The organism is Azospirillum sp. UENF 211521, assembly GCF_058780535.1.
In genome coordinates, this window is record NZ_JBSNCF010000001.1 from 3,060,024 (window position 1) to 3,082,136 (window position 22,113).

Annotated in this window: 19 protein-coding genes and 2 tRNA genes; 8 read left to right on the forward strand and 13 right to left on the reverse strand. The window is 69.6% G+C overall.

Going from position 1 to position 22,113, the window contains the following annotated elements:
* Nucleotides 1-199 precede the first annotated feature (199 nt).
* The 4 genes from glyS to ACWPN5_RS14405 all read right to left on the reverse strand — a co-directional run bounded on the left by glyS (nucleotide 200) and on the right by ACWPN5_RS14405 (nucleotide 5,667).
* Entirely contained in the window at nucleotides 200-2,287 is a 2,088-nt protein-coding gene (glyS, locus tag ACWPN5_RS14390) for a glycine--tRNA ligase subunit beta (protein WP_492296391.1), read from the reverse strand.
* A gap of 13 nt (nucleotides 2,288-2,300) precedes the next feature.
* Nucleotides 2,301-3,188, reverse strand: a complete 888-nt coding sequence (locus ACWPN5_RS14395) for a glycine--tRNA ligase subunit alpha (protein WP_035675330.1) — start codon at nucleotides 3,186-3,188, stop codon at nucleotides 2,301-2,303.
* A gap of 89 nt (nucleotides 3,189-3,277) precedes the next feature.
* Nucleotides 3,278-3,547, reverse strand: a complete 270-nt coding sequence (locus ACWPN5_RS14400; RefSeq protein WP_492295975.1) for a hypothetical protein — start codon at nucleotides 3,545-3,547, stop codon at nucleotides 3,278-3,280.
* 95 nt (nucleotides 3,548-3,642) lie between these two features.
* Entirely contained in the window at nucleotides 3,643-5,667 is a 2,025-nt protein-coding gene (locus ACWPN5_RS14405; RefSeq protein WP_247888165.1) for a methyl-accepting chemotaxis protein, read from the reverse strand.
* 478 nt (nucleotides 5,668-6,145) lie between these two features.
* Between ACWPN5_RS14405 and ACWPN5_RS14410 the strand changes: the two genes are divergently transcribed.
* Nucleotides 6,146-6,385 (forward strand): type II toxin-antitoxin system HicB family antitoxin, encoded by a 240-nt coding sequence (locus ACWPN5_RS14410; RefSeq protein WP_145681533.1) that lies wholly within the window; start codon nucleotides 6,146-6,148, stop codon nucleotides 6,383-6,385.
* Between the two features lie 40 nt (nucleotides 6,386-6,425).
* Here ACWPN5_RS14410 and ACWPN5_RS14415 read toward each other — a convergent pair whose 3' ends face one another.
* Genes ACWPN5_RS14415 through ACWPN5_RS14425 form a run of 3 tightly spaced genes read right to left on the reverse strand, consistent with a single transcriptional unit; the run spans nucleotide 6,426 to nucleotide 8,311 of the window.
* Nucleotides 6,426-7,298 (reverse strand): S49 family peptidase, encoded by an 873-nt coding sequence (locus ACWPN5_RS14415; RefSeq protein ID WP_307833716.1) that lies wholly within the window; start codon nucleotides 7,296-7,298, stop codon nucleotides 6,426-6,428.
* Between the two features lie 51 nt (nucleotides 7,299-7,349).
* A complete protein-coding gene (locus ACWPN5_RS14420; RefSeq protein ID WP_492296393.1) occupies nucleotides 7,350-8,093 on the reverse strand; it encodes a tRNA1(Val) (adenine(37)-N6)-methyltransferase in 744 nt (247 codons plus the stop codon).
* A gap of 2 nt (nucleotides 8,094-8,095) precedes the next feature.
* Complete coding sequence (locus ACWPN5_RS14425) at nucleotides 8,096-8,311, reverse strand: putative signal transducing protein (RefSeq protein ID WP_492295978.1); 216 nt, start codon at nucleotides 8,309-8,311, stop codon at nucleotides 8,096-8,098.
* Nucleotides 8,312-8,421: 110 nt separating this feature from the next.
* Here ACWPN5_RS14425 and ACWPN5_RS14430 point away from each other — a divergent pair, with 110 nt between their 5' ends.
* The 4 genes from ACWPN5_RS14430 (at nucleotide 8,422) to ACWPN5_RS14445 (ending at nucleotide 10,470) form a co-directional block, all read left to right on the forward strand.
* Nucleotides 8,422-9,438, forward strand: a complete 1,017-nt coding sequence (locus tag ACWPN5_RS14430; protein WP_145681530.1) for a polyprenyl synthetase family protein — start codon at nucleotides 8,422-8,424, stop codon at nucleotides 9,436-9,438.
* A gap of 109 nt (nucleotides 9,439-9,547) precedes the next feature.
* Nucleotides 9,548-9,624, forward strand: a tRNA-Pro gene (locus ACWPN5_RS14435).
* Between the two features lie 219 nt (nucleotides 9,625-9,843).
* Nucleotides 9,844-9,920: transfer RNA gene (locus ACWPN5_RS14440), tRNA-Pro, on the forward strand.
* A gap of 136 nt (nucleotides 9,921-10,056) precedes the next feature.
* Complete coding sequence (locus tag ACWPN5_RS14445) at nucleotides 10,057-10,470, forward strand: hypothetical protein (protein ID WP_119509879.1); 414 nt, start codon at nucleotides 10,057-10,059, stop codon at nucleotides 10,468-10,470.
* A gap of 4 nt (nucleotides 10,471-10,474) precedes the next feature.
* Here the strand turns inward: ACWPN5_RS14445 and ACWPN5_RS14450 are convergent, their stop codons facing one another.
* On the reverse strand, nucleotides 10,475-10,864 hold the full coding sequence (locus tag ACWPN5_RS14450; RefSeq protein ID WP_145681529.1) for a carboxymuconolactone decarboxylase family protein: 390 nt from the start codon (nucleotides 10,862-10,864) through the stop codon (nucleotides 10,475-10,477).
* 302 nt (nucleotides 10,865-11,166) lie between these two features.
* On the opposite strand from ACWPN5_RS14450, the gene ACWPN5_RS14455 reads away from it, so the two are divergent.
* Nucleotides 11,167-13,257 carry a hybrid sensor histidine kinase/response regulator gene (locus ACWPN5_RS14455; RefSeq protein ID WP_492295981.1) on the forward strand — a complete coding sequence of 697 codons (2,091 nt, stop codon included), beginning with the start codon at nucleotides 11,167-11,169 and terminating at the stop codon, nucleotides 13,255-13,257.
* 12 nt (nucleotides 13,258-13,269) lie between these two features.
* On the opposite strand, the gene ACWPN5_RS14460 is transcribed toward ACWPN5_RS14455, so the two are convergent.
* Together ACWPN5_RS14460 and ACWPN5_RS14465 are read right to left on the reverse strand one after the other, a co-directional pair.
* Nucleotides 13,270-13,458, reverse strand: a complete 189-nt coding sequence (locus ACWPN5_RS14460) for a hypothetical protein (protein WP_014241200.1) — start codon at nucleotides 13,456-13,458, stop codon at nucleotides 13,270-13,272.
* Between the two features lie 163 nt (nucleotides 13,459-13,621).
* Nucleotides 13,622-13,852 carry an SMc00767 family acetate metabolism repressor gene (locus ACWPN5_RS14465; RefSeq protein ID WP_014241201.1) on the reverse strand — a complete coding sequence of 77 codons (231 nt, stop codon included), beginning with the start codon at nucleotides 13,850-13,852 and terminating at the stop codon, nucleotides 13,622-13,624.
* A 381-nt stretch (nucleotides 13,853-14,233) separates the two neighbouring features.
* Here ACWPN5_RS14465 and ACWPN5_RS14470 point away from each other — a divergent pair, with 381 nt between their 5' ends.
* A complete protein-coding gene (locus ACWPN5_RS14470) occupies nucleotides 14,234-15,115 on the forward strand; it encodes an NAD(P)-dependent oxidoreductase (RefSeq protein ID WP_200479896.1) in 882 nt (293 codons plus the stop codon).
* Between the two features lie 63 nt (nucleotides 15,116-15,178).
* Here ACWPN5_RS14470 and ACWPN5_RS14475 read toward each other — a convergent pair whose 3' ends face one another.
* The 3 genes from ACWPN5_RS14475 to ACWPN5_RS14485 form a co-directional block, all read right to left on the reverse strand.
* The gene (locus ACWPN5_RS14475; RefSeq protein ID WP_492295983.1) at nucleotides 15,179-16,582 is read right to left on the reverse strand and encodes an FAD-linked oxidase C-terminal domain-containing protein; all 1,404 of its coding nucleotides are present in this window, start codon (nucleotides 16,580-16,582) and stop codon (nucleotides 15,179-15,181) included.
* A gap of 181 nt (nucleotides 16,583-16,763) precedes the next feature.
* Nucleotides 16,764-20,372 (reverse strand): hydantoinase B/oxoprolinase family protein, encoded by a 3,609-nt coding sequence (locus tag ACWPN5_RS14480; RefSeq protein WP_492295985.1) that lies wholly within the window; start codon nucleotides 20,370-20,372, stop codon nucleotides 16,764-16,766.
* Between the two features lie 110 nt (nucleotides 20,373-20,482).
* Nucleotides 20,483-21,037: a GNAT family N-acetyltransferase gene (locus ACWPN5_RS14485; RefSeq protein WP_200479962.1), complete on the reverse strand. Its 555-nt coding sequence runs from the start codon at nucleotides 21,035-21,037 to the stop codon at nucleotides 20,483-20,485.
* A 321-nt stretch (nucleotides 21,038-21,358) separates the two neighbouring features.
* Here ACWPN5_RS14485 and ACWPN5_RS14490 point away from each other — a divergent pair, with 321 nt between their 5' ends.
* Nucleotides 21,359-22,096: a TerB family tellurite resistance protein gene (locus tag ACWPN5_RS14490; protein WP_492295987.1), complete on the forward strand. Its 738-nt coding sequence runs from the start codon at nucleotides 21,359-21,361 to the stop codon at nucleotides 22,094-22,096.
* The last annotated feature ends 17 nt before the right edge of the window (nucleotides 22,097-22,113 follow it).

The window sequence follows — 22,113 nt, forward strand, 5'->3', positions numbered from 1 at the left end:
AAGGGGCGCCCGGTGGGGCGCCCCTTTTTTGTTGGGTGGGTGGGGAGTGGTTGCACTGGCCCCCCCCTCCCTAACCCTCCCCCGCCTACGGCGAGGGAGGGGACTTGGAATTCAGCCCCTCTCCCCCGCAGCGGGGGAGGGAGGGACCCACGCGCAAGCGTGGGAGGGTGGGGGCACCGCAACGGCACCCCCTCCCCCATCACCCCTCGATGCGCGAGAATTCCGCCACCGCGTTCAGCGTCGCCCGGATCTGGCTGAGCAGCCGCAGGCGGTTGGCGCGCAGGTCGGCCTGCTCGGCGTTCACCGTCACCTTGTCGAAGAAGGCGTCCACCGGGCCGCGCAGGCGGGCCAGCGCCGCCATGGTGCCGGTGAAGTCCTCCTGCGCCAGCAGTGGCCGGGCCGTCTCGCCGGCGGCGGACAGGGCGCCGTAGAGGTCCTTTTCCTCGGCGAGCGTCAGCAGGGCCGGATCGACCAGCTGGTCGTAGGCCTTGCCGTCCTTCTTCTCCTCGATGCGGACGATGTTGCTGGCGCGCTTGTAAGCGGCGAGCAGGTTCGCCCCCTCCTCCGACCCGACGAAGGTCTGGAGCGCCTTCACACGGGCCAGCAGGCGGACGAGGTCGTCCTCGCCGCCCAGCGCGAACACCGCGTCCACGAGGTCGTGCCGCACGCCCTGGTCGCGCAGCGTGACCTTCAGGCGGTCGGCGAAGAAGGCCATCAGGTCGGTGGCGACGCCGTCGGCGGCGGCGAAACCGCCGACCGTGTAAGCGCCGTGCGCCGCCTTGAACAACTGCGTCAGGTTCACCCGCAGCCCATTCTCCAGGATCAGCCGGATGATGCCCAGCGCGGCGCGGCGCAGCGCATAGGGGTCCTTGGAGCCCGTGGGCTTCTCGTCGATGGCGAAGAAGCCGACCAGCGTGTCGAGCTTGTCGGCCAGCGCCACGGCGACCGACACCGGCGCCGTCGGGCAGGAATCCGACGGGCCGAGCGGCTTGTAATGCTCGGCGATCGCCTCGGCCACCGCCGGGTTCTCGCCCTCGCCCAGCGCGTAGTAGCGGCCCATGATGCCCTGGACCTCGGGGAACTCGCCGACCACCTCGGTCACGAGGTCCGCCTTGGACAGCAGAGCGGCGCGGGTCGCCGCGTCCGCGTCGGCGCCGATGGCGCGGGCGATCTCGGCGGCCAGAACCTGGACGCGGGTGACCTTCTCCGCCACCGTGCCGAGCTTGGCGTGGAAGGTGATGGCGCCCAGCTTGGACACGCGGTCTTCCAGCTTCGTCTTGCGGTCCTGGTCCCAGAAGAACTTGGCGTCGGACAGGCGGGCGCGCAGGACGCGCTCGTTGCCGGCGACGATGGCCTTGCCCCCGTCCGCCGTCACCGTGTTGGCGACCACGACGAAGCGCGGCGCCATCTTGCCGGCCTTGTCCAGCAGGGCGAAATACTTCTGGTGCGTGCGCATGGAGGTGATGAGGACCTCCGACGGCACGTCCATGAACTTCTCGTCGATGGTGCCGACCAGGGCGACCGGCCATTCGACGAGGCCGGCGACCTCCTCCAGCAGCCCGTCGTCGGGGGAGAGGGTCAGCCCCTCCTGCGCGGCGAGCGCCTCGGCGTCGGCCTTGATCTTGGCCTTGCGCTCCGCGCGGTCGAGCACGACGTGGGCGGCGCGCAGCTTGGCCTTGTAGTCGGCGAAGTCGGTGACCGTGAAGGCGTCCGGCGACAGGAAGCGGTGGCCGCGGGTGCTGTTGCCGAACACCAGCTTGCCCTGCGCGCCGCCCAGGTCGAACGAACCCTCCAGCACCGCGCCGCCGAACAGCGCGATGATCGAGTGCAGCGGGCGCACCCAGCGCACCGTGCCGGTGCCCCAACGCATCGACTTCGGCCAGGGGAAGTCGCCCATGACCGCCGGGATGATCTCGGCCAGCACCTCGGCGGTGGCGCGGCCCTTCTTCTCCGCCACGGCGAAGTAGAAGACGCCCTTGCCGGTGTCGCGCTGCTCGCACTGGTCAAGGCTGGTCAGGCCGGCGGACTTCAGGAAGCCGGCGACCGCCTGCTCGGGCGAGCCGACGCGCGGCCCCTTCTTCTCCTCGCGGACGTCGGCGGTGCGCTCGGGCAGGCCGTCGATCACCAGCGCGAGGCGGCGGGGGGTGGAATGGGCCTCGGCCGACGCGAAGGTCAGGCCGTTGGCGGCCAGCTTCTCGGTGACGAGGCGCTTGAGGTCGTCCGCCGCGCGCGCCTGCATGCGGGCGGGGATTTCCTCGGAAAAGAACTCGATCAGAAGTTCGGGCATGTTGACCGACATGTTACTTGGCCCCCCCGGCGGTCCACGCCTCGCAGCAGGCTTTCGCCAGCGCGCGCACGCGGCCGATGTAGGCGGCGCGCTCCACGACGCTGATGACGCCGCGCGCGTCCAGCAGGTTGAAGAGGTGCGACGCCTTGATGCACTGGTCGTAGGCCGGCAGCGCGACGCCCTTGGCGATCAGCGATTGGCACTCCGCCTCGGCGTCCTTGAAATGCTGGAGCAGCATGTCGGTGTTGGCGTGCTCGAAGTTGTGGGCCGAATATTCGACCTCGGCGCGCTTGAACACGTCGCCGTATTTGACGCCCTGCCCGTTGAAGTCCAGGTCGTAGACGTTCTCCACGCCCTGCACATACATGGCCAGACGCTCCAGCCCGTAGGTCAGCTCGACCGCGACCGGGTCGCACTCGATGCCGCCGACCTGCTGGAAGTAGGTGTACTGGGTGACCTCCATGCCGTCGCACCAGACCTCCCAGCCGAGGCCCCAGGCGCCCAGCGTCGGGCTTTCCCAGTCGTCCTCGACGAATCGGATGTCGTGCAGCGACGGGTCGATGCCCAGCACCTTCAGGCTTTCCAGATACAGCTCCTGCGGGTTGGCCGGCGAGGGCTTCAGGATCACCTGATACTGGTAGTAGTGCTGGAGCCGGTTCGGGTTCTCGCCGTAGCGGCCATCCTTCGGGCGGCGCGAGGGCTGCACGTAGGCCGCCTTCCACGGCTGCGGGCCAAGCGCGCGCAGCGTCGTCGCCGGGTGGAAGGTGCCCGCACCCACCTCCATGTCGTAGGGCTGGAGGATCACGCAGCCCTGCTCCGACCAGAACTGGTGGAGCTTGAGGATCAGGGCCTGAAAGGACAGGCCGCGGCTGTCTTGGGAAGACCCGCTCGGGGAGGCCATCGGCGGTCACTTATGATTGGTGTGGAAAAACGCGCCGCACGATACGCGGCGGTATTCCCGGAATCAAGCGCCCGCCAAGGGTTACAGGTTCAGCGGCCGTAGGGGCAGACCGGTCGGCCGCAGGCCACGGCGGAGCGCGGGGCGACGTAGGCGCCGCATTCCGGGCACTTCTCCATGTCCTCGGCGGTCACCCGGGGCGAGCCGCCGCCGGTGGCGGAGGACGGCCCGGAGCCGCCGCGCCGCTCGCGTTCGCGCAGCCGCTCGCGGCCGACCGCGCCGACGCGGTTGTACCAGCGCCAGCCGAACCACACCGCGCCGATCACCAGCGCCAGGAACAGGATCTTGGATAAGCTGAACATGGAAGCAGCATTAGGGGGTGCGGGGCCGCCCGGTCAAGAGCGGCCTTCGCCCCCCGCGCCATGGCCGTCCGATGGACGTCCCATGGCCGGCGCCGTCACGCCGCCCGGATGGCCGACAGGAAGGACGTGACCTCCCGATGCAGCGCGTCGGCCCACTCCGACAGCGTCCTGGCGGAGTCCAGAACCTCGGCGGCGGCGGTGCCGGCCTGGGTGGCGGCCCCGTTCACGTCGGCGATGTTGCCGCTGACCTCCTGGGTGCCGCGCGCGGCTTCGACGATGTTGCGCGAGATTTCGCTGGCGGTGGCGTTCTGCTCCTCGGTGGCGGCGGCGATCGTGGCGGAGATTTCGTTGATCGAGGCGATCGTGGCGCCGATCCCCTCGATGGCCGCCACCGTGCCCTGGGTCGCCGCCTGCACCCCGGCGATCTGCGCCGAGATGTCCTCGGTGGCCTTGGCGGTCTGGTTGGCGAGGCTCTTGACCTCCCCCGCCACCACGGCGAAGCCCTTGCCGGCCTCGCCGGCGCGGGCCGCCTCGATGGTCGCGTTCAGCGCCAGAAGGTTGGTCTGGGCGGCGATGCCCTGGATCAGCTTGACGACGTCGTCGATGCGCCCGGCCGCGCTGGCCAGGCTGCGCACGCTGTCGCTGGTCTGGCCGGCCTCGGCGACGGCCTTCCCGGCGATCTCGTTCGAGCGCGTGACCTGCCGGCCGATCTCCTGGATGGCCGCGGTCATCTCCTCGCTGGCCGCCGCGACGGTCTGGACGTTGGAGGCCGTCTGCTCGGCGGCGGCGGCGGTCGCGGTGGACTGCCGATGGGTCTGGTCGGCCAGCGACGCCATCAGGGTCGCCGACCGGCTCATCCCGGCGGTGGAGGCGCCGAGCTTGTTCAGGATGTCGGCGGACTTGCGGTCGAAGCCGCGGATCAACTCCTCCAGCGCCCGCGTCCGCGCCTCCTTGGCCAAGGCTTCCGCCTCGCTGGCGGCGGATAGGCGAACGCGCTCCCCGGCGCCATCCTTCAGGATCTGCAGCGCGCGGGCCATGTCGCCGATTTCGTCGGCGGCGGTGGGCTGCGGAATCTCGACCGTGAGATCGTTCTCCGCCAGCCGCAAGATCGCCGCGGTCAGCCGGTGCAGGCGGCGGATGACCTGCCGGAACATCAGCAGCAGCGCCACGCCGAAGGCCGCCAGGATGGCCGCGATGATCGTCAGAGAAATTCCGAGCTGCCACCACGCCTGGCTCAAGGCGCCGGCGTTCTGCTCCTTGGCGTTGAGCAGCGCCGCGTCGCGCATCACCAGGATGTTGTTCAGCATCGGACCGGCCCACTTGTTCCATTCGGCGAAGGGAACCGGCGAGGCCGTGCCGTTGCGGGCCGCCGCGACCACCGCCTGGAAGCGCGCCTCACCCTCGGACATGATGGTCGCCTGCATATGGTCCAGCGCCTTCACGAGGTCGGGCGGGCTGCCCAGGTTCTCGACCGTCTTGCCGATCTGCTGCCACAGGATGGCGATCTTGCCGTTCAGCTCGGTGAGGGCGACGACACGCTCCGGCGTCGGTGCCGCGCCGTTGACGAAGACCCCGAGATAGGCGGCGCGCGCGCCGTCGACGTCGCGCAGGGACTGCGCCGTGCGGGCGAGCGTGGCGGCCGCGAACAGGGAATGATCGGTGTTGATCGTCGCCCGGAAGGACTCGTCGGTGGCTTTGCCGCCCAACTCGTTGACCGCGGCCAAGCCGTCGACCAGCGTGCCGTAGGCGTCGGCGGGACGGCCCGACTGCGGCTGCGCCACCGCGCTCCGGGCGGTCGCCCGCACCGTCTTCAACCCCGCGGCCACGCGGTCAATGGTTTCCAGCGGCAGGCCGGCGGCGGCAAAACGCTCCCGCGACAGGGAGATGGTCTCGTCGAGCGCGCTCCCCGTCGCCTCGAGCCTTTTGCCCGCCTCGGCGTTGAGCGGGTCGGCGTTGCCGAACGCGAACCCCCAGGCCGACCGCTCGGCGGGCAGCTTGGACCCGATCGCGATGGCCGCTTCATAGGCGGCCAGGTTGCGCTGCGCGATGATCTGCGTGTGCACGTCGGACGCCGCGTCATAAGCGACGTAAGCGGCCAAGCAGAGCGGAATCACCGCCATCACGGCGTTTGCAGTAACAATCTTTCCAATAATCTTCATCACGATGCCCTAAAACTGGAAGGGATATGACACTGCCTCGAGTTCCCTTTCAGACGAGCATTGCAATATTAAACCTTTGATAAGACCGATGATTTCTTTCTGATGCCTAAGATTGTTTCTTTAAGGCGAGTCTTCAATCCTGTTCCGGATAACGGTACTGGTGGTGATCCGATGCGACTTTTAGGGAAAAGTCTGCCGTGTTCATCATCAAAGATGGCGTGAAAGATGAAAATCCCGGACATCGACAATGGGTTTGTTTGGCCGCCGCTTTCCCGCCAGCCGTTTCCCATGGCGTTTGCTCGGCGCGTCAAAGATCACGCGGCCGGCCGCGAGGCCGGGCGGCGCCGAAAAATCGCCTTCCCGCGCAGATGCCTTCTTGTCCCACGCGAGATAACAGGCATTTAATGAAAGAAAACCGCGGAAATGGAGACGCAATCCGATGAGTGCGAGCAGGGACCCCAGCGCCTACCCGGTCATCGTCCGCACGGTCCCGCCCGAACAGGGGACCGGTTACGCGGCGGAGGTGCCCGACCTTCCCGGCTGCACCGCGTCCGGAAACACCCCGGCCGAAGCCACCGCCGCCGCGCGCGACGCCATCATCCTGTGGATCGAAGAAGCCCGCCGCACCGGTCAGCCCGTGCCGCCCCCATCGGAGCGCCTGCGCGAGGTGACCCAGTAAGGTCGACGGGGCATAGGGGGAGCGGACAGCTCCCCGATCCTCACAGGCCGTAGCGCGACCAGAGCGTGCGCTCCTCCACGGCGGCCAGCGCCGCCGCCGGGAGGTCGGCCGCCATCCGGTCGAGCGCGGCCGTGCCGGCCGGCGCGTCCACGCGGAAGCCCATGCGACGGAACCAGCGCCGGTCCTCCTGCACCACCCGCAGCCGCAGCTTCTCGCCGAAACGGCCGCGCAGCACGCTGCGCAGATCGCCGATGCCGTCGATCAGCCCGAGTTCCAGCGCGCGCCGCCCGGCCCAGAAGGCACCGGAGAACAGCTCCTCCTCCGCCCCGGACAGGCGGGCGCCGCGGCGGTCGCGCACCATCGCCTTGAAGGCGTCGTGGATCTCCGCCTGGATCGCCTTCAGATGGGCCACCCCGTCCTCCCGCTCCGGCGAGAAGGGGTCGAGAATCACCTTCTTGTCGCCCGCGGTGTAGAGCCGCCGCTCGATGCCGTAGCGCTGGATGAAGTCATGCGCGCCGAAGCCCGACGACACCACGCCGATGGAGCCCAGGATGCTGCTCTCGTCCGCCCAGATCTCGTCCGCCGCGCAGGCCAGCCAGTAGCCGCCGGACGCCGCCGCGTCCTCGCAGAAGGCGAAGACCGGCACCTTCTTCTCGGTGGCGAGGTCGCGGATGCGCTTGGCGATCAGCGCCGACTGCACCGGCGACCCGCCCGGTGAATTGACGACCAGCGCCACCGCCGCCTGCTTTTTCGGCGCGAAGGCGCGTTCGATCAGCCCGGCCATGCTGGACATGGTCAGGCCCTGACGGAAGGCTCCGGCCTGGCCGATGACACCGGACAGGCGGAGGACGGACACGATCGGCCCGGCGTCGCGCCAGGGGCCGAACGGGAGTTTGGCGAGCAGCTTCGTCATGTTCATCGCCGGTTGAAATGGTGCCGCTGAGGCTGGATTGAAAGCGCCGACTTAAGGGATCAGCGGTTCCATGTCGCGCAGAATCCGTTGCGCCTGCCCGCCGTAGGCGCCGTCGGGGCCGTGCAGCACAAGCCCGGCGGTGAACCGCGCGGGCGAGCGCCCCCCCTTCCGCGCCGCCAGCAGGAGGCGCCGCGCCTCCTCCCCCGCCTTCGGCCAGAGCGGGACGAGCGTCAGGGAGCCGAATCGGGCGGCGCGCAGGGCGGCCAGGATCTCGTCCACCCGGTCGGCCCGGTGGACCATGGTCAGCGTGCCGCGCGGCTTCAGCATCGCGGCGGCGAAGCGCACCCAGTCGGCCAGCCCCGCCTCCCCCTCCACGTTGGCGGCGGCCTTCCAGGGGTCGGGCGGAGCGCTGGCCGCGCCGGCGCGCAGATAGGGCGGGTTCATCATCACCCGGTCGAAGCTTCCCGCGACCAGTTCCGGCGGCGGAGCCAGAAGATCGCCCTCAAGGACGCCCACCCGGCCCTCCAGCCCGTTGAGGGCGGCGTTGCGCCGGGCGAAGTCCGCCGCCTCCGCCCGCTTCTCCAGCCCGACGACCATGACGCCCGGCACGCGGGCGGCGAGGCACAGGGCCGCCGCCCCGGTGCCGGTGCCGACGTCCAGCACCCGCTCCCCCGCCGCGGCGGCGGTGACGGCGGCGAGCAGCACCGGGTCGATGGCGGCGCGGTAGCCGGCCTGCGGCTGGCGCAGGCGGACGCGCCCGTCGAGAAGGGTGTCGAACGCCGCGTCGCTCTCCATCGTCACGCCCCCAGCTCCTCCCCGGCGTCGCGCAGCAGGCGGCAGGCGGCGGCGTGATCCTCCTCGGCCACCATCAGGCGGCGGGGGATCGCGCCGATGGAGCCCTCCAGGATGCTGGTGTGGGCGTCCAGCACGATCCCCTCGATTCCCGCGTCGGTCAGCAGGGCGAGAAGCCAGCTCAGACGGACCGGATCGGTGGTGCGCAGAAGTTCCTTCATGAAATCCCGGCTGTTCTGTGCCCTTATTCGCCTTGCGGACTTGACCGAAGAGGCTATGCCGTTATGCTCCCTGCCGGAATTCGTCACGTCAATCATCATTGGAGTCGACCTTGGCGGTCGTGACCAACCTCGAGCCGAAACGGCGGAAGTCCACCCCGCTCGACGATCTGACCGCCCTGGTGGCCGATGACCTGAGCGCGGTGAACGAGATCATCGTCCAGCGGATGCATTCGTCCGTCGATATGATCCCGCAGCTTGCCGGCTATCTCATCGCCGCCGGCGGCAAGCGCCTGCGCCCCGTCCTCACCCTCGCCGCCGCCGAGCTGTGCGGCTACAAGGGCGAGGACCACAAGATGCTGGCCGCGGTGGTGGAGTTCATCCACACCGCCACCCTGCTGCACGACGACGTCGTGGACGAGAGCGACCTGCGCCGCGGGCTCGCCTCGGCCAACGCGGTGTTCGGCAACAAGGCCAGCGTGCTGGTCGGCGACTTCCTGTTCTCCCGCAGCTTCGAGCTGATGGTGGAGGTCGGGTCGCTCGACGTGCTGCGCATCCTGTCCAAGGCGTCCGCGGTGATCGCCGAGGGCGAGGTGCTGCAGCTGCGCACCACCAACGACACCGAGACCAGCGAGCAGGCCTATCTGGAGGTCATCAAGGCCAAGACGGCGGAGCTGTTCGCCGCCGCCTGCCGCGTCGGCGCCGTGGTGGCCGACCGCCCGCAGGCCGAGGAGCTGGCGCTCTACGACTACGGCATGAACCTGGGCATCGCCTTTCAGCTCGTCGACGACGTGCTCGACTATTCGGCCAAGCAGGCGAAGCTGGGCAAGACGGTCGGCGACGACTTCCGCGAGGGCAAGATCACCCTGCCGGTCGTGCTGGCCTTCCGCCGCGGCAACGACGAGGAGCGGACCTTCTGGCGCCGCACCATGGAGGAGCTGGACCAGCAGGAGGGCGACCTGGAGCGCGCCCAGGAGCTGATGGCCAGGCACAACGCGCTGAAGGACACCGTGGAGCGCGCGCGCCACTACGGCTCCATCGCGCGCGACGCGCTGGGCCTCTTCCCGGACACCCCGGTGAAGGCCGCCCTGCTGGAAGTGCTGGATTTCGTGATCGAGCGCGATTTCTAAGCCTCGGGAACTTTTTCGCCGCGGGGGATGATTTTCACGTTGCAGCCCCCCACTCAAGCGGCTATATACGCGGCCCACGGTGACGCCGGCCACGGCGCCACCGACGGACCGGAGAGTAGCTCAGCCTGGTAGAGCACTGCTTTCGGGAGGCAGGGGCCGGAGGTTCGAATCCTCTCTCTCCGACCAACACGACAAGGGCCGATGCGGCGACGCATCGGCCCTTTCGCTTTTGCCCTTTCGCTTTTCCGGCCCGGCAACCAGCCGTTGCGGCGGCCTTCCCGCCGGCTTTCGCGGCCCGGCAAAAAAAACATTCCGCAAATGCCGCTTATTCCCATTGCAGCCCGCGGGCAATGGGTCTATACACCCGCTCCACGGCGACGCTGGCAACGGCGGAACCGACTGGACCGGAGAGTAGCTCAGCCTGGTAGAGCACTGCTTTCGGGAGGCAGGGGCCGGAGGTTCGAATCCTCTCTCTCCGACCAACACGAAAAGGGCCGATGCGGCGACGCATCGGCCCTTTCGCTTTTGCCCTTTCGCTTTTCCGGCCCGCCGCCGCGGCACAGGCCGCGCTCCCGCCTGTTGTCCCTGGTAAGCGACACAAGACGGGGAGCGGACCCAATGGAACAGGCGATCGGACAGGAACCCCAGGCGGCGGGCGGCCCGGTGGGGACGGAGATCGACCCCAAGGCCGTCGTGGTGTCGCGCGCGGTGCGCGACCTGCTCCAGCCCCACGGCTTCCGCCCCCGCGACATCGGCAGCGGCCTGGGCGGCGGCATGGCCTGGAACCGGCGCGGCGGCGACGACACCCACGAGATGATCACCTGCAACGGAAGGCTGTCCGGCGACCCCGAGCGGGCGGAATGGACCGCCGGGCGCTACGGCAACCGCGGCGGCTTCGTCGAGGTCACCGGCCTGACGCTGCGCGGCGCGCTGGACGCCGTGGCGGTCCTGCCGCGGCCGGTGCGGGTGGACGGTTCGCTGGCCGAGGGCATCTACCCGTCGCTGGAGGACGCCCTCGACGACATCGCGTGACGGGCTATTTCAGCGCCTCGTCGATCTCCACCTGATAGCCCTTGGCAAGGCGGTTGGTCTCGTTGGCCATGCCGATCACGGCCATCAGCTCGCCGAACTGGGCGTCGGTCATGCCGGCGCGCCGCGCCGCCGCCTCGTGCGAGCGGATGCAGTAGTCGCAGCCGTTGGTCACGCTGACCGCGACGAAGATCATCTCCTTGACCATCGGGTCCAGCGCGCCGGGGGCCATCACCTCCTTCAGGCTTTCCCAGGTGCGCTTCAGGGTGGGCGGGTGATGGGCGGCCATCTTCCAGAAATTGTTGACGTCGGGCACGTTGCGGGCGGCCTTGATGTCGTCGTAGACGGCGCGCACCTCGGGAGCGGCGTCGGCGTGCTCGATGGGCTTCAGGGGCATGGCTGATGGTCTCCGCGGGGTTGGCAGCGGTGCGGGGCACCGGCGCCCTCCAGTGTCGCCCCTTCCGCCCCGCGGAACCAAGGGGAAGGCGCGCCGCATCGCCGCGCGCCCTCCTGAAAGTCATAGGGCCGCCGGAAAGTTGAGGTTGCCCCGGATGCCATAGACCGGCATAGCTTCCTCGCCGCGATGACCCGCGCTTCGCCCCCCGCCCCATCGCCTCCCGTCTCCCCACCACCCGGCCGTCATTCCCGCAGCCCATGCCCCTCCGCCACCTCGACGCCCTGGCAAACGAATCGGCAGGCATGGTGCGCCTTCTCCGCCTGCTGCTGGTGGCCTCCGTCCTGGTCCCCACCCTGCTGCTTGCCGCCATCGCCTGGCGCGACTTTCACGAGGAAGAGGCGCAGGCGGAGCGCAACATCCGCAAGACCGTTCTGATCCTGCACGAGCACATGCAGAAGGTCTTCGACACGGTGGAGCAGGTCCTGGACCGGCTGGACGAACGGACCGCCGGCATGAGCTGGGACGAGATCGGGCGCTCCGACGATCTGCACGGCTACCTGCGGACGCTGGTCGAGGAGGTGCCGCAGATCGGCGTCGTCGGGCTGATCGACCCCAACGGTGCGGTGCGCAACGACAACCGCCAGTTCCCGGTCCCGTCGATCAACGTCGGCGACCGCGAGTATTTCCGCACCCAGGCGGCCGGCGACGCCGGCATCCTCGTCAGCGAGGCGATCACCGGGCGCGGGTCGGGCAAGCGGCAGTTCAACGTCACGCGCCGCCGCGCCGCCGCGGGCGGGCCGGAAGGGCCGTTCAACGGCCTGCTGCTGACCGCGGTGCTGACCGACTACCTGGCCGATTTCTACCAGCTCGTCGTCGCCGAACCGAAGGAGGCGATCTCCCTCGTCCGCCGCGACGGCTCGGTCCTGGTCCGCTTCCCCTCGATGGGCGACCGCCAGTCCCGTCACGCCACGGACAGCTTCCTGCTCGGCGCCATGGCGGGCGGGCGGACCGAGGGGGTGTTCCGCACCCGGGGCCGCCTGGACGGCGTGGCGAGGCTCAACGGCTTCAAGCACGTCGCGCCCTACCCGCTCTACGTCACCTACGGCATCCCGATCGCCGACATCCGGGCCAACTGGGCGCGCAACGTCCTGCAATACGTCGCCTTCACGGTGCCGGCGATGCTGGCCCTGGTCGGCATCACCCTGCTGGCGCTGCGCCGCGCGCAGAGCGAGACCCGGGCGGTCCGCCGCTGGACCGAGGAGGCCCGCGCCCGCGAGTCCCTGGAGACCGCGCTGCGCCAGTCCCAGAAGCTGGAGGCGCTGGGCCAGCTCACTGGCGGCGTCGCCCACGACTTCAACAACCTGCTGACCGCCGCCCTGGCCAACCTGCATCTGATGAAGCGGCACCTGCCGGCGGAAGGCGCGCATTATCTGGACGGCACCCGCACCGCGCTGGAGCGCGCCCGGACGCTGACCGGGCAGCTCCTCGCCTTCTCGCGCCAGGAGGCGGTGGACCCCAAGCTGGTCGATCTGGGGGATGGCCTGCGCGCCATGGCCGATCTGCTGGAACGCTCCATCCGCGCCGACATCGCGTTGGATTGGGCGCTTCCCAGCGCCCCGCTGCGGGTGGAGGTCGACCCGGTCCAGCTGGAGCTGGCGGTGCTGAACCTCGTGGTGAACGCCCGCGACGCGATGCCAGCGGGCGGGCGCATCCGCATCGCCGTCCGACAGGAGGAGACGCCCGACGGCCCGCTTGCCGTTCTGGAGATCACCGACACCGGCGACGGCATGCCGCCGGAGGTCGCCGCCCGCGCCTTCGAGCCTTTCTTCACCACCAAGCCGCACGGCAAGGGCACGGGCCTGGGCCTGTCGATGGTCTACGGCTTCGCCCGGCAGTCCGGCGGCAACGCCACCATCTCCAGCGCCCCGCGCCGCGGCACGGTCGTCCGCGTCACCCTGCCGGTGTCCGGCCGGCCGCCCGAGCCGGAGACGGCCCCGGAGGCCGCGGACGCGGCGCCGAGCGGCCCGATCCGCCTGCTGGTGGTCGAGGACAACGCGCTGGTCCTGATGGCCACCGTGGAGGGCCTGACCCAGGAGGGCTTCGAGGTGGTCACCGCCGACCACGGCGCCGCCGCGCTGGAGATCCTGGAGCAGGATTCCGCCTTCGACGTGATCGTGACCGACGTGGTGATGCCCTACGGCGTGTCGGGAATCGATCTGGCGCGGCGGGTCCAGGAGCGCTGGCCCGGCATCCGGGTCCTGCTGATTTCCGGCTACAGCCCCGAATCGCTGAGCGGGCTCAAGGCCGACGCCGCCGTCCTGCCCAAGCCCTTCACCCCGGACCAGCTCGCCGCCCGCGTCCGCGCCCTGCTCCGCACCGCGAAGACCGCCTGACGGCTCGAAGGGTCAGAGCAGAACGCTGATGAACATCGGCGCCCACAGCACCGCCGACCAGATCAGCCCCAGGAAGATGCCGTGGGTGAGGTCGGTGAAGGTCGGCTCCGACAGGCAGTGCATCCGCCAGAACGCTTCGCGGTCGTTCATGCCCTGACGCTGCCCCTGACGCTGCGGGGTGTGGTTCTGAGCGTCCTTCATGGCCGTATCCTCGCTGGGGCCCAAATGGGAAGGAACCGGCGAAGGGCGCCGCGGTTCCGCACCGCAACGGGAACAATGATGGGACGGGAGAGGCACCGCCAAAAAGGAAAGGCCTCCCTGCCCTTTCGGGCGGGAGGCCTTCCGGTCGGACGGGATGAGCCGCTTACTTGGTGCGGATCATCGGGGTGAGCTGGTCGCCCCAGTTGCCCGTCGCGTTGTGATAGCGGGCGGTGCGCATCAGCTCGACCGTCACGCCGGCCTCCACGGCCTTGACGACGGCGTCGTTCAGGCGGTGCAGGCTGTTGGCGAGGACGCGGATGGCGCTCTCCTGCTCGTCCGTGAGGTTCGAACGCTCGTCCGGCGGCGCATCCTGGAAACCCGACTGATTCGTCATGCGGCTATCCTTCCCTTGTTCTCCGGCCCGGGTCTTGCGGCCCCGGCTCTGCCCTGGTTCACCGGCGCCGTTGCGCCGGCATGGCCGGGTGCTGCGCTGCAAACCCGGCATTTACGTCTTAACACATCACGCGCCGGTAGCAAGGGCGCGGCAAGACAACCTCGTTCGAAAGAGTCATGCCTCCCGCGGCAGAGTGCCGCTGCCCGGTGATGCCGGACGGGGGAAGGACCGCCGCGCTCTTCAATCGCGCGGCACGCGGCGGACGGCGTTTGATCGGGGCGCGCTCCCGGCCTAGCTTGGCGGTCCAAGGGCAGACGCCGTCCGAAGGCGATCGCCGACAAGAAACGATCCGCAGCCGATACAGCAGAGAAAGACAGGACCATGGCCGACACCGCGACCGTTTCCCGCTCCGTCGCCTTTCTGGGGCTTGGCACCATGGGCTTTCCCATGGCCGGCCATCTGGCCGTCCGGGGCGGCCACCGGGTGACCGTCTTCAACCGCACCGCCGCCAAGGCCGAGGCCTGGACCGCCCGCTTCGGCGGGGCCAGCGCCCCGACCCCCGCTGACGCAGCCCGCGAGGCCGAGGTGGTCTTCCTCTGCGTGGGCGGCGACGACGACGTGCGGGCGGTGGCCGGCGAGGCCATGGGCGCCATGAAGCCCGGCACCATCGTCGCCGACCATTCCACCGTCTCCGCCACCGTCTCGCGCGAGATGGCCGAACTGGCCCGGGAGCGCGGGTTGTTCTTCCTCGACGCGCCGGTGTCCGGCGGGCAAGCCGGGGCGGAGAACGGGGTGCTGACGGTGATGGTGGGCGGCGACGCCGACGCCTTCGCCCGCGCCCAGCCGCTGATGGCCTGCTACGGCCGCTCCGTCACCCATATGGGCCCGGCGGGTGCCGGCCAGCTGACCAAGATGGTCAACCAGATCTGCATCGCCGGCCTGCTGCAGGGGCTGGCCGAGGGCATGGCCTTCGCGCAGAAGGCCGGGCTGGACGGGCACAGGGTCGTGGATGTGATCGGAAAGGGGGCTGCCCAGTCCTGGCAGATGGACAACCGCGCCAAGACGATGCTGGACGGCAAATTCGACTTCGGCTTCGCCGTGGACTGGATGCGCAAGGACCTGGGCATCGTGCTGGACGAGGCCCGCAACAACGGCGCCAGCCTGCCCGTCACCGCCCTGGTCGACCAGTTCTACGCCGAGGTACAGGGGATGGGCGGCAACCGGCTGGACACCTCCAGCCTGATGACGCGGCTGACGCGCTGAACAAAACGCGCTGACCGGACGGAAGGAAGCGGGGAGCGCAACGACGCTCCCCCTGTCCTATCCTCAGAAGCGGACGACCTTGCCGGGGTTCATCCGGTTCTCCGGGTCGAAGGCGCGCTTCAGCTCGCCCATCACGGCGAAGGCGTCGCCGGCCTCCTTCTCCAGAAACTCCATCTTGCCGTAGCCGATTCCGTGCTCGCCGGTGCAGGTGCCGCCCATGGCGAGCGCCCGATCCACCATGCGGTCGTTCAGGCGCTTGGCCTCGGCCAGTTCCTCCGGCTTGTCGGGGTCGATGACGTAGACGAGGTGGAAGTTGCCGTCGCCGACATGGCCGACCAGCGGAGCCAGCATCGAGGATTCGGCGATGTCCTTCTTGGTCTCCAGGATGCAGTCGGCCAGCCGCGAGATCGGCACGCAGACGTCGGTCGGCCAGCCCTTGGAGCCGGGGCGCAGCGCCAGCGCCGCGTAATAGCCGTCGTGGCGGGCCTGCCAGAGCTTGGAGCGGTCCTCCGGACGGGTCGCCCAGGTGAATTCGCTGCCGCCGAACTCCGCGGCGATGGCCGCGACCATCTCCGCCTGCTCCTTCACCCCGGCGGCGGTGCCGTGGAACTCGAAGAACAGGGTCGGGGCGACCTTGTAGTCCAGCTTGGAATACTTGTTCACCGCGTCCATCTGGACCTCGTCCAGCAGCTCGATGCGGGCGACCGGGATGCCGGACTGGATGGTCTGGATCACCGTGTCCACGGCGCCGCGGATGTCGTTGAACGGGCAGACCGCCGACGAGATCGCCTCCGGGATGCCGTAGAGGCGCAGAGTCACCTCGGTGATGATGCCGAGCGTGCCCTCCGCCCCGACGAACAGGCGGGTCAGGTCGTAGCCGGCGGCCGACTTGCGGGCGCGCCCGCCGGTCTTGATGATCCGGCCGTCGGCCAGCACCACGGTCAGCCCCAGCACGTTCTCGCGCATGGTGCCGTAGCGCACGGCGTTGGTGCCACTGGCGCGGGTGGAGGCCATGCCGCCCAGCGAGGCGTCGGCGCCGGGATCGATGGGGAAGAACAGGCCGGTGTCGCGCAGATGCTCGTTGAGCTGCTTGCGGGTCACGCCGGCCTGGACGGTGACGTCGAGGTCCTCCGGGCTGACGCGCAGGACCTCCTTCATGGTCGACACGTCGATGCAGACGCCGCCGGCCAGCGCCGCGACGCCGCCCTCCAGCGAGGTGCCGGTGCCGAAGGGGATGATCGGCAGCTTGTGCTTGGCGCAGAGCGTGACGATGGCGCTGACCTCCTCGGTGGAGGAGGCGAAGGCGACGCCGTCGGGCGGGAAGTTGGGGTGGTAGGACTCGTCCTTGCCGTGATGCTCACGCACCGCCGCGGCGGTGGTGAAGCGGTCCCCAAGCAGGGCCTTGAACTCGGCCTTCATCTCGTCGGTGAAGGCGACGCGAGGCTGGGCGGCGGGTACGGCGGTCATGGACGAATCTCCCCGGGGGTCCTTTTGGCACGAATCCGTGCGGTGGTAGGACCGGAGAAGCTAAGCCCCCCCGCCCGCGCAGACAAGCGACTCGCGCGCATGGGTGGGGGGCTTGAGCTTTTGGAAGCCCCTCGCCCCTCACCCTAACCCTCTCCCCGGAGGGGAGAGGGGATTGGCGCCGTCACGCCTCCTCGTAGCCGCCGCCGCCTGGCGTCTCGACGACCAGCACGTCGCCCTCCCCCATGGCGGTCTTGTCCTGGGGGCCGAGTTCCTCCACCGAGCCGTCGGTGCGCTGGACCCAGGTTCGGCCGATCTGGCCGGGGGCGCCGCCCTTCAGGCCGAAGGGCGGAACCCGGCGGTGGTTGGACAGGATGGCGGCGGTCATCGGTTCCAGGAACTTCAGGCGCCGCACCACCCCGTCGCCGCCGCGCCAACGCCCCGCCCCGCCCGATTCGCGGCGGATGCGGAAGCTGTCCAGCAGCACCGGGAAGCGCCATTCCAGCACCTCCGGGTCGGTCAGGCGCGAGTTGGTCATATGGGTGTGCACCGCGTCCGTCCCGTCGAAGCCGGGACCGGCGCCGGAGCCGCCGCAGACCGTCTCGTAATACTGGTAGCGCTCGTTGCCGAAGGTCGTGTTGTTCATCGTCCCCTGGGCCGAGGCCAGAACGCCGAGCGCGCCGTACAGCGCGTCGGTGACGCACTGGCTGGTCTCCACGTTGCCGGCCACCACCGCGGCGGGGTAGCTGGGCGACAGCATGGTGCCCGGCGGGATGACGATCTCGATGGGCTTCAGGCAGCCCTCGTTCATCGGGATCTCGTCGTCCACCAGGGTGCGGAAGACATAGAGCACCGCCGCCCGGCACACCGCCGTCGGGGCGTTGAAGTTGCTGGTGAGCTGCGGGCTGGTGCCGGTGAAGTCCACCCGCGCCGACCGCTCGTCCTTGTCGATGGTGATGCGGACCTTGATGACCGCGCCGTTGTCCAGCTCCTGCACGAACTCGCCGTCGGTCAGCACGTCGATGACGCGGCGGACCTGCTCCTCGGCGTTGTCCTGGACCAGCTTCATGTAGGCGTTGACCGTCTCCAGCCCGAACTGGGCGACGATGCGGCGCAGCTCGCGCACGCCCTGCTCATTGGCGGCGATCTGGGCCTTCAGGTCGCCCAGGTTCTGCGCCACGTTGCGCGCCGGCTGCGGCCCGGCGGTGAAGAGGGCGACGACCTCCTCCTCCAGGAAGCGGCCGCGCTCGACGAGCTGGATGTTGTCGAGAAGGACGCCCTCCTGGTCGATGGTCGTGCTGTCCGGCGGCATGGAGCCGGGGGTGATCCCGCCGACGTCGGCGTGGTGCCCGCGCGAGGCGACGTAGAACAGCACCCGCTCGCCGGCCTCGTCGAAGACCGGGGTGATGACGGTGATGTCCGGCAGATGCGTGCCCCCGTGGTAGGGGTCGTTCAGCATGTAGACGTCGCCTGGGTTCATTTCCCCCTGGCGCCGCTCGACGATGGCGCGCACGCTCTCGCCCATCGAGCCGAGATGCACCGGCATGTGCGGGGCGTTGGCGATCAGACCGCCGTCCGCGTCGAACAGGGCGCAGGAGAAATCCAGACGCTCCTTGATGTTCACCGAATAGGCGGTCTTTTCCAACGTGAAGCCCATCTGCTCGGCGATGGACATGAACAGGTTGTTGAAGACCTCCAGCATCACCGGGTCGGCCTTGGTGCCGATGGCGAGGCGCTGCGGCAATTCCTCGAAGCGGGTGAGCACGAGGTGGTTCTTGCGCGTGACCTCGGCGATCCAGCCGGGCTCGACCACCGTCGTGGCGATCTTCTCCCGGATGACGGCGGGGCCGGTCACCCGGTTGCCGGGCTGGAGCTGGTCGCGGTCGTAGACCGGGGCCTCGCGGTCGGCGCCGCCGGTGTGCAGGGTGACGGTGGCGAGGCGGCGCGGCAGGGCGCCGGTGACGCTGGGCAAGTCCTGGTCGTCGGCGCTCTCGGTGCGGCCCACCGCCTCCACCGAGACGGCCTCGACCACCAGGGCCTTGCCCTCCATCATGAAGCCGTAGCGCTGGCGGTGTGCCGCCTCGAAGGCGGCGGCCATGGCGTCGAGCGGCCCGAAATCGACGACCAGCGGGCTGTCGGAGCCCTCCACCTTGATGTGCGCCTTGCGCAGCACGGCCAGCCGTCCCTCCGGAACGCCTTGACGGAGCAGCTCCATGCGCCCCTCGGCCTCCAGCGCGGCGAGCGTGGCGGTCAGCTCCTCGACCAGCGCGGCGTCGAGCCGGGCCTCCACCGCGCGCTCGCGGATCGCCACCGTGTCGGCGAGGCCGATTCCGTAGGCGGACAGCACGCCGGCGTGCGGGTGCAGGAAGACCTTGCGCATGCCCAGCGCGTCGGCGACCAGACAGACATGCTGCCCCGCCGCCCCGCCGAAGCCGTTCAGCGTGTATTGGGTGACGTCGTAGCCGCGCTGGACCGAGATCTTCTTGATGGCGTTCGCCATGTTGTCCACGGCGATCTTCAGGAAACCCTCGGCCACCTGATGCGGGGTCATCTCGGTGCCCAGCGCCTCGTTCACCTCCTCGGCCAGCTCGGCGAACTTCTCGCGCACGATGGCGGCGTCGAGCGGCTGGTCGGCCTCCGGCCCGAAGACGTGGGGGAAGAAATCGGGGTGCAGCTTGCCGACCATCACGTTGCAGTCGGTCACGGTCAGCGGCCCGCCGCGGCGGTAGCAGGCCGGACCGGGGTTGGCGCCGGCGCTCTCCGGCCCGACGCGGAAGCGCGCCCCGTCGAAGAAGCAGACCGAGCCGCCGCCCGCCGCCACGGTGTGGATGTGCATCATCGGGGCGCGCATCCGCACCCCGGCCACCACCGTGTCGAAGGCGCGCTCATACTCCCCGGCATAGTGCGACACGTCGGTGGAGGTGCCGCCCATGTCGAAGCCGATGACCCGGTCGAAGCCGGCCATGCGCGCGGTGCGCACCGCCCCGACGATGCCGCCCGCCGGGCCGGAGAGGATGGCGTCCTTGCCCTGGAACCAGCGCGCGTCGGTGAGCCCGCCGTTCGACTGCATGAACATCAGCCGCACGCCGGAGAGGTCGCCGGCGACCTGCTCGACATAGCGGCGCAGGATCGGCGACAGGTAGGCGTCGACCACCGTGGTGTCGCCGCGCCCGACGATCTTCATCAGTGGGCTGACCTGATGGCTGACCGAGACCTGGGTGAAGCCGATGGAGCGGGCCAGCGCCGCCACCTGCTTCTCATGGTCCGGAAAGCGGTAGCCGTGCATCAGCACCACCGCGGCGGCGCGGAAGCCGTCCTGGTAGGCCTGCTCCAGCTGGACCCGCACGGCGCGCAGGTCCACGGCCTTCAGCACCGTGCCGTCGGCCTTGACCCGCTCCGGCACCTCGGCCACCCGCTCGTACAGCAGTTCGGGCAGCACGATGTGGCGGGCGAAGATTTTCGGGCGGGCCTGGTAGCCGATGCGGAGCTGGTCGCCCAGCCCCTCGGTGATCAGCAGCAGCGTGCGCTCGCCCTTGCGCTCCAGAAGCGCGTTGGTGGCGACGGTGGTGCCCATCTTCACCGCCTCGACCGCTTCCGCCGGGATCGACTGGCCGGCGGCGAGGCCCAGCAGGTCGCGGATGCCCTGGATGGCGGCATCGCGGTAGCGTTCCGGATTCTCCGACAGCAGCTTGTGCGTGACCACCGACCCGTCGGGGCGCTTCGCCACGATGTCGGTGAAGGTGCCGCCGCGGTCGATCCAGAACTGCCACCGGCCCTGCGCTTGGGACGCCATACCCCACTCCCTGATGTTTCCGATTTCCGGGGAGTGTGACGATACGCCGCCGCAGGTCAAGCCGGGGAGGACGAAAGGGTGGGATGCGTCCCCTTTCCCTCTCCGTCCGGTCAGGCCGCCTTGAGCAACGCCGGCAAACCGTCCAGCACCGCGTTCACGGCCCCCGCCCCGTCCTCGAACGCCTCCAGCGCCAGCGAGACCTGGGAGGGCCGCGGCAGATCGAAGGTGATGGCGAACTCCCCGCCGTCGCGCTCCATCGTTCCGCCGAAGCGGCGCGACAGGGCCCGCATGCGGGTGTTGTCGGACAGGCACATCATATGGACCTGCCGGATGCCCCGGTTGGCGGCGATGGACAGCGAGCGGCGGACCAGGGTGGAGCCGACGCCCCGCCCCTGAAACCCCTTCTCGACGCTGATCGCCAGTTCCGCGGCACCCGGCCACAGCAGCCGGTCGAAGCACAGCTCCACCGCGCCGCGCAGTTCGCCGCGGTCGAACAGGCCGAGCAGCGTGGTCCGCGTCCAGTCGAGCGACCCGCAATGCTTGATAATGACGTCGTCGGAGACGGTGCCGGTGAAGCGGGCGTAGCGGTCCGCCTTGTCCAGCCGCAGCAGATGCGCGCGGTATTGGCCGCGCTCGGCGGGGAGAAGCTTGCGGATGGCGGACATGGGGAGACTCGTGGCGCTGGTGATTCGGGACATCGCACCGCTTCGCGTCGTCCGCTTCCCCATCGGCGGCCTGGACCGGCCGCCCTCTTTTGTTGCGGCGCAACATGGCGAAGGAGCAGCCGAAGGGCAAGGCCCCTGGCGACGACGACAAGGCTCTGTTGCAGCGCAGCAACATTTCGCTCCATCGGAAAATCCCGTACCCCCAACGGATGAAAAGGGCGCGGCGCGCGAAGATTTTGGGAAACAACGAAAAAGTATGGGCCGGTTGGCGCGGCGCCGGACTGCCGGTATGCTGCTCCGGCGGTCGAAAGGCAGATAAAAATGAGCATCTGGGGCAGCGTCCTGGGCGGGGCGGCCGGTTTTACCATCGGCGGACCGATCGGGGGCCTGGTCGGTCTGGCCGCTGGCTACGCGGTGGGGCGCGGCATCCGCGGCCTGTGCGGCCCGGCGGACGCCACCAAGTCCATCGCCTTCACCATCGGCGTGATCGCCCTGTCGGCGAAGATGGCCCGCGCCGATGGCGTGGTGAAGCGGGTGGAGGTGGACACCTTCAAGCGCCTGTTCCGCGTCCCGCCGGAGGAGCTGGACACGGTGGGCCACGTCTTCGATCTCGCCCGCAAGGACACCCACGGCTTCGAGGACTACGCCCAGCAGATCGCCGGCCTGTTCGAGGACCGCCGCGCCGTTCTGGAGGAACTGCTCGACAGCCTGCTGGCCATCGCCGAGGCCGACGACGAGCTGCACGAGACGGAAGTCGAATATCTGCGCACCGTCGCCCACATCTTCGGCTTCACCGACGAGGAGTTCGAGCGCATCGTCGCCGGCCACCACATCGCCGGCACGCCGAACGAGACCGATCCCTACGGCGTGCTCGGCGTCTCCCGCCGGGCCAGCGACGAGGCGGTCAAGGCCGCGCACCGCCGCTTGGTGCGCGAGCATCACCCCGACCTGCTGATCGCCCAGGGCATGCCGCAGGAGTTCGTCGATCTGGCGACGCAAAAAATCGCCGCCATCAACGCCGCCTACGACCGGATCGAGAAGGAGCGCGGGCGGGGGTAAGGTCCCGCCATCGAGCC

What these genes read in the sequence shown, in the direction of transcription:
- ACWPN5_RS14445 (WP_119509879.1), top strand. Translation starts at nt 10,057, where the DNA reads ATGGAACAGGCGATCGGACAGGAACCCCAGGCGGCGGGCGGCCCGGTG.
- ACWPN5_RS14400 (WP_492295975.1), bottom strand. Translation starts at nt 3,547, where the DNA reads ATGTTCAGCTTATCCAAGATCCTGTTCCTGGCGCTGGTGATCGGCGCG.
- ACWPN5_RS14460 (WP_014241200.1), bottom strand. Translation starts at nt 13,458, where the DNA reads ATGAAGGACGCTCAGAACCACACCCCGCAGCGTCAGGGGCAGCGTCAG.
- ACWPN5_RS14405 (WP_247888165.1), bottom strand. Translation starts at nt 5,667, where the DNA reads ATGGCGGTGATTCCGCTCTGCTTGGCCGCTTACGTCGCTTATGACGCG.
- ACWPN5_RS14425 (WP_492295978.1), bottom strand. Translation starts at nt 8,311, where the DNA reads ATGAAGGAACTTCTGCGCACCACCGATCCGGTCCGTCTGAGCTGGCTT.
- ACWPN5_RS14470 (WP_200479896.1), top strand. Translation starts at nt 14,234, where the DNA reads ATGGCCGACACCGCGACCGTTTCCCGCTCCGTCGCCTTTCTGGGGCTT.
- glyS (WP_492296391.1), bottom strand. Translation starts at nt 2,287, where the DNA reads ATGCCCGAACTTCTGATCGAGTTCTTTTCCGAGGAAATCCCCGCCCGC.
- ACWPN5_RS14410 (WP_145681533.1), top strand. Translation starts at nt 6,146, where the DNA reads ATGAGTGCGAGCAGGGACCCCAGCGCCTACCCGGTCATCGTCCGCACG.
- ACWPN5_RS14455 (WP_492295981.1), top strand. Translation starts at nt 11,167, where the DNA reads ATGGTGCGCCTTCTCCGCCTGCTGCTGGTGGCCTCCGTCCTGGTCCCC.
- ACWPN5_RS14395 (WP_035675330.1), bottom strand. Translation starts at nt 3,188, where the DNA reads ATGGCCTCCCCGAGCGGGTCTTCCCAAGACAGCCGCGGCCTGTCCTTT.
- ACWPN5_RS14480 (WP_492295985.1), bottom strand. Translation starts at nt 20,372, where the DNA reads ATGGCGTCCCAAGCGCAGGGCCGGTGGCAGTTCTGGATCGACCGCGGC.
- ACWPN5_RS14485 (WP_200479962.1), bottom strand. Translation starts at nt 21,037, where the DNA reads ATGTCCGCCATCCGCAAGCTTCTCCCCGCCGAGCGCGGCCAATACCGC.
- ACWPN5_RS14490 (WP_492295987.1), top strand. Translation starts at nt 21,359, where the DNA reads ATGAGCATCTGGGGCAGCGTCCTGGGCGGGGCGGCCGGTTTTACCATC.
- ACWPN5_RS14465 (WP_014241201.1), bottom strand. Translation starts at nt 13,852, where the DNA reads ATGACGAATCAGTCGGGTTTCCAGGATGCGCCGCCGGACGAGCGTTCG.
- ACWPN5_RS14415 (WP_307833716.1), bottom strand. Translation starts at nt 7,298, where the DNA reads ATGACGAAGCTGCTCGCCAAACTCCCGTTCGGCCCCTGGCGCGACGCC.
- ACWPN5_RS14420 (WP_492296393.1), bottom strand. Translation starts at nt 8,093, where the DNA reads ATGGAGAGCGACGCGGCGTTCGACACCCTTCTCGACGGGCGCGTCCGC.
- ACWPN5_RS14450 (WP_145681529.1), bottom strand. Translation starts at nt 10,864, where the DNA reads ATGCCCCTGAAGCCCATCGAGCACGCCGACGCCGCTCCCGAGGTGCGC.
- ACWPN5_RS14475 (WP_492295983.1), bottom strand. Translation starts at nt 16,582, where the DNA reads ATGACCGCCGTACCCGCCGCCCAGCCTCGCGTCGCCTTCACCGACGAG.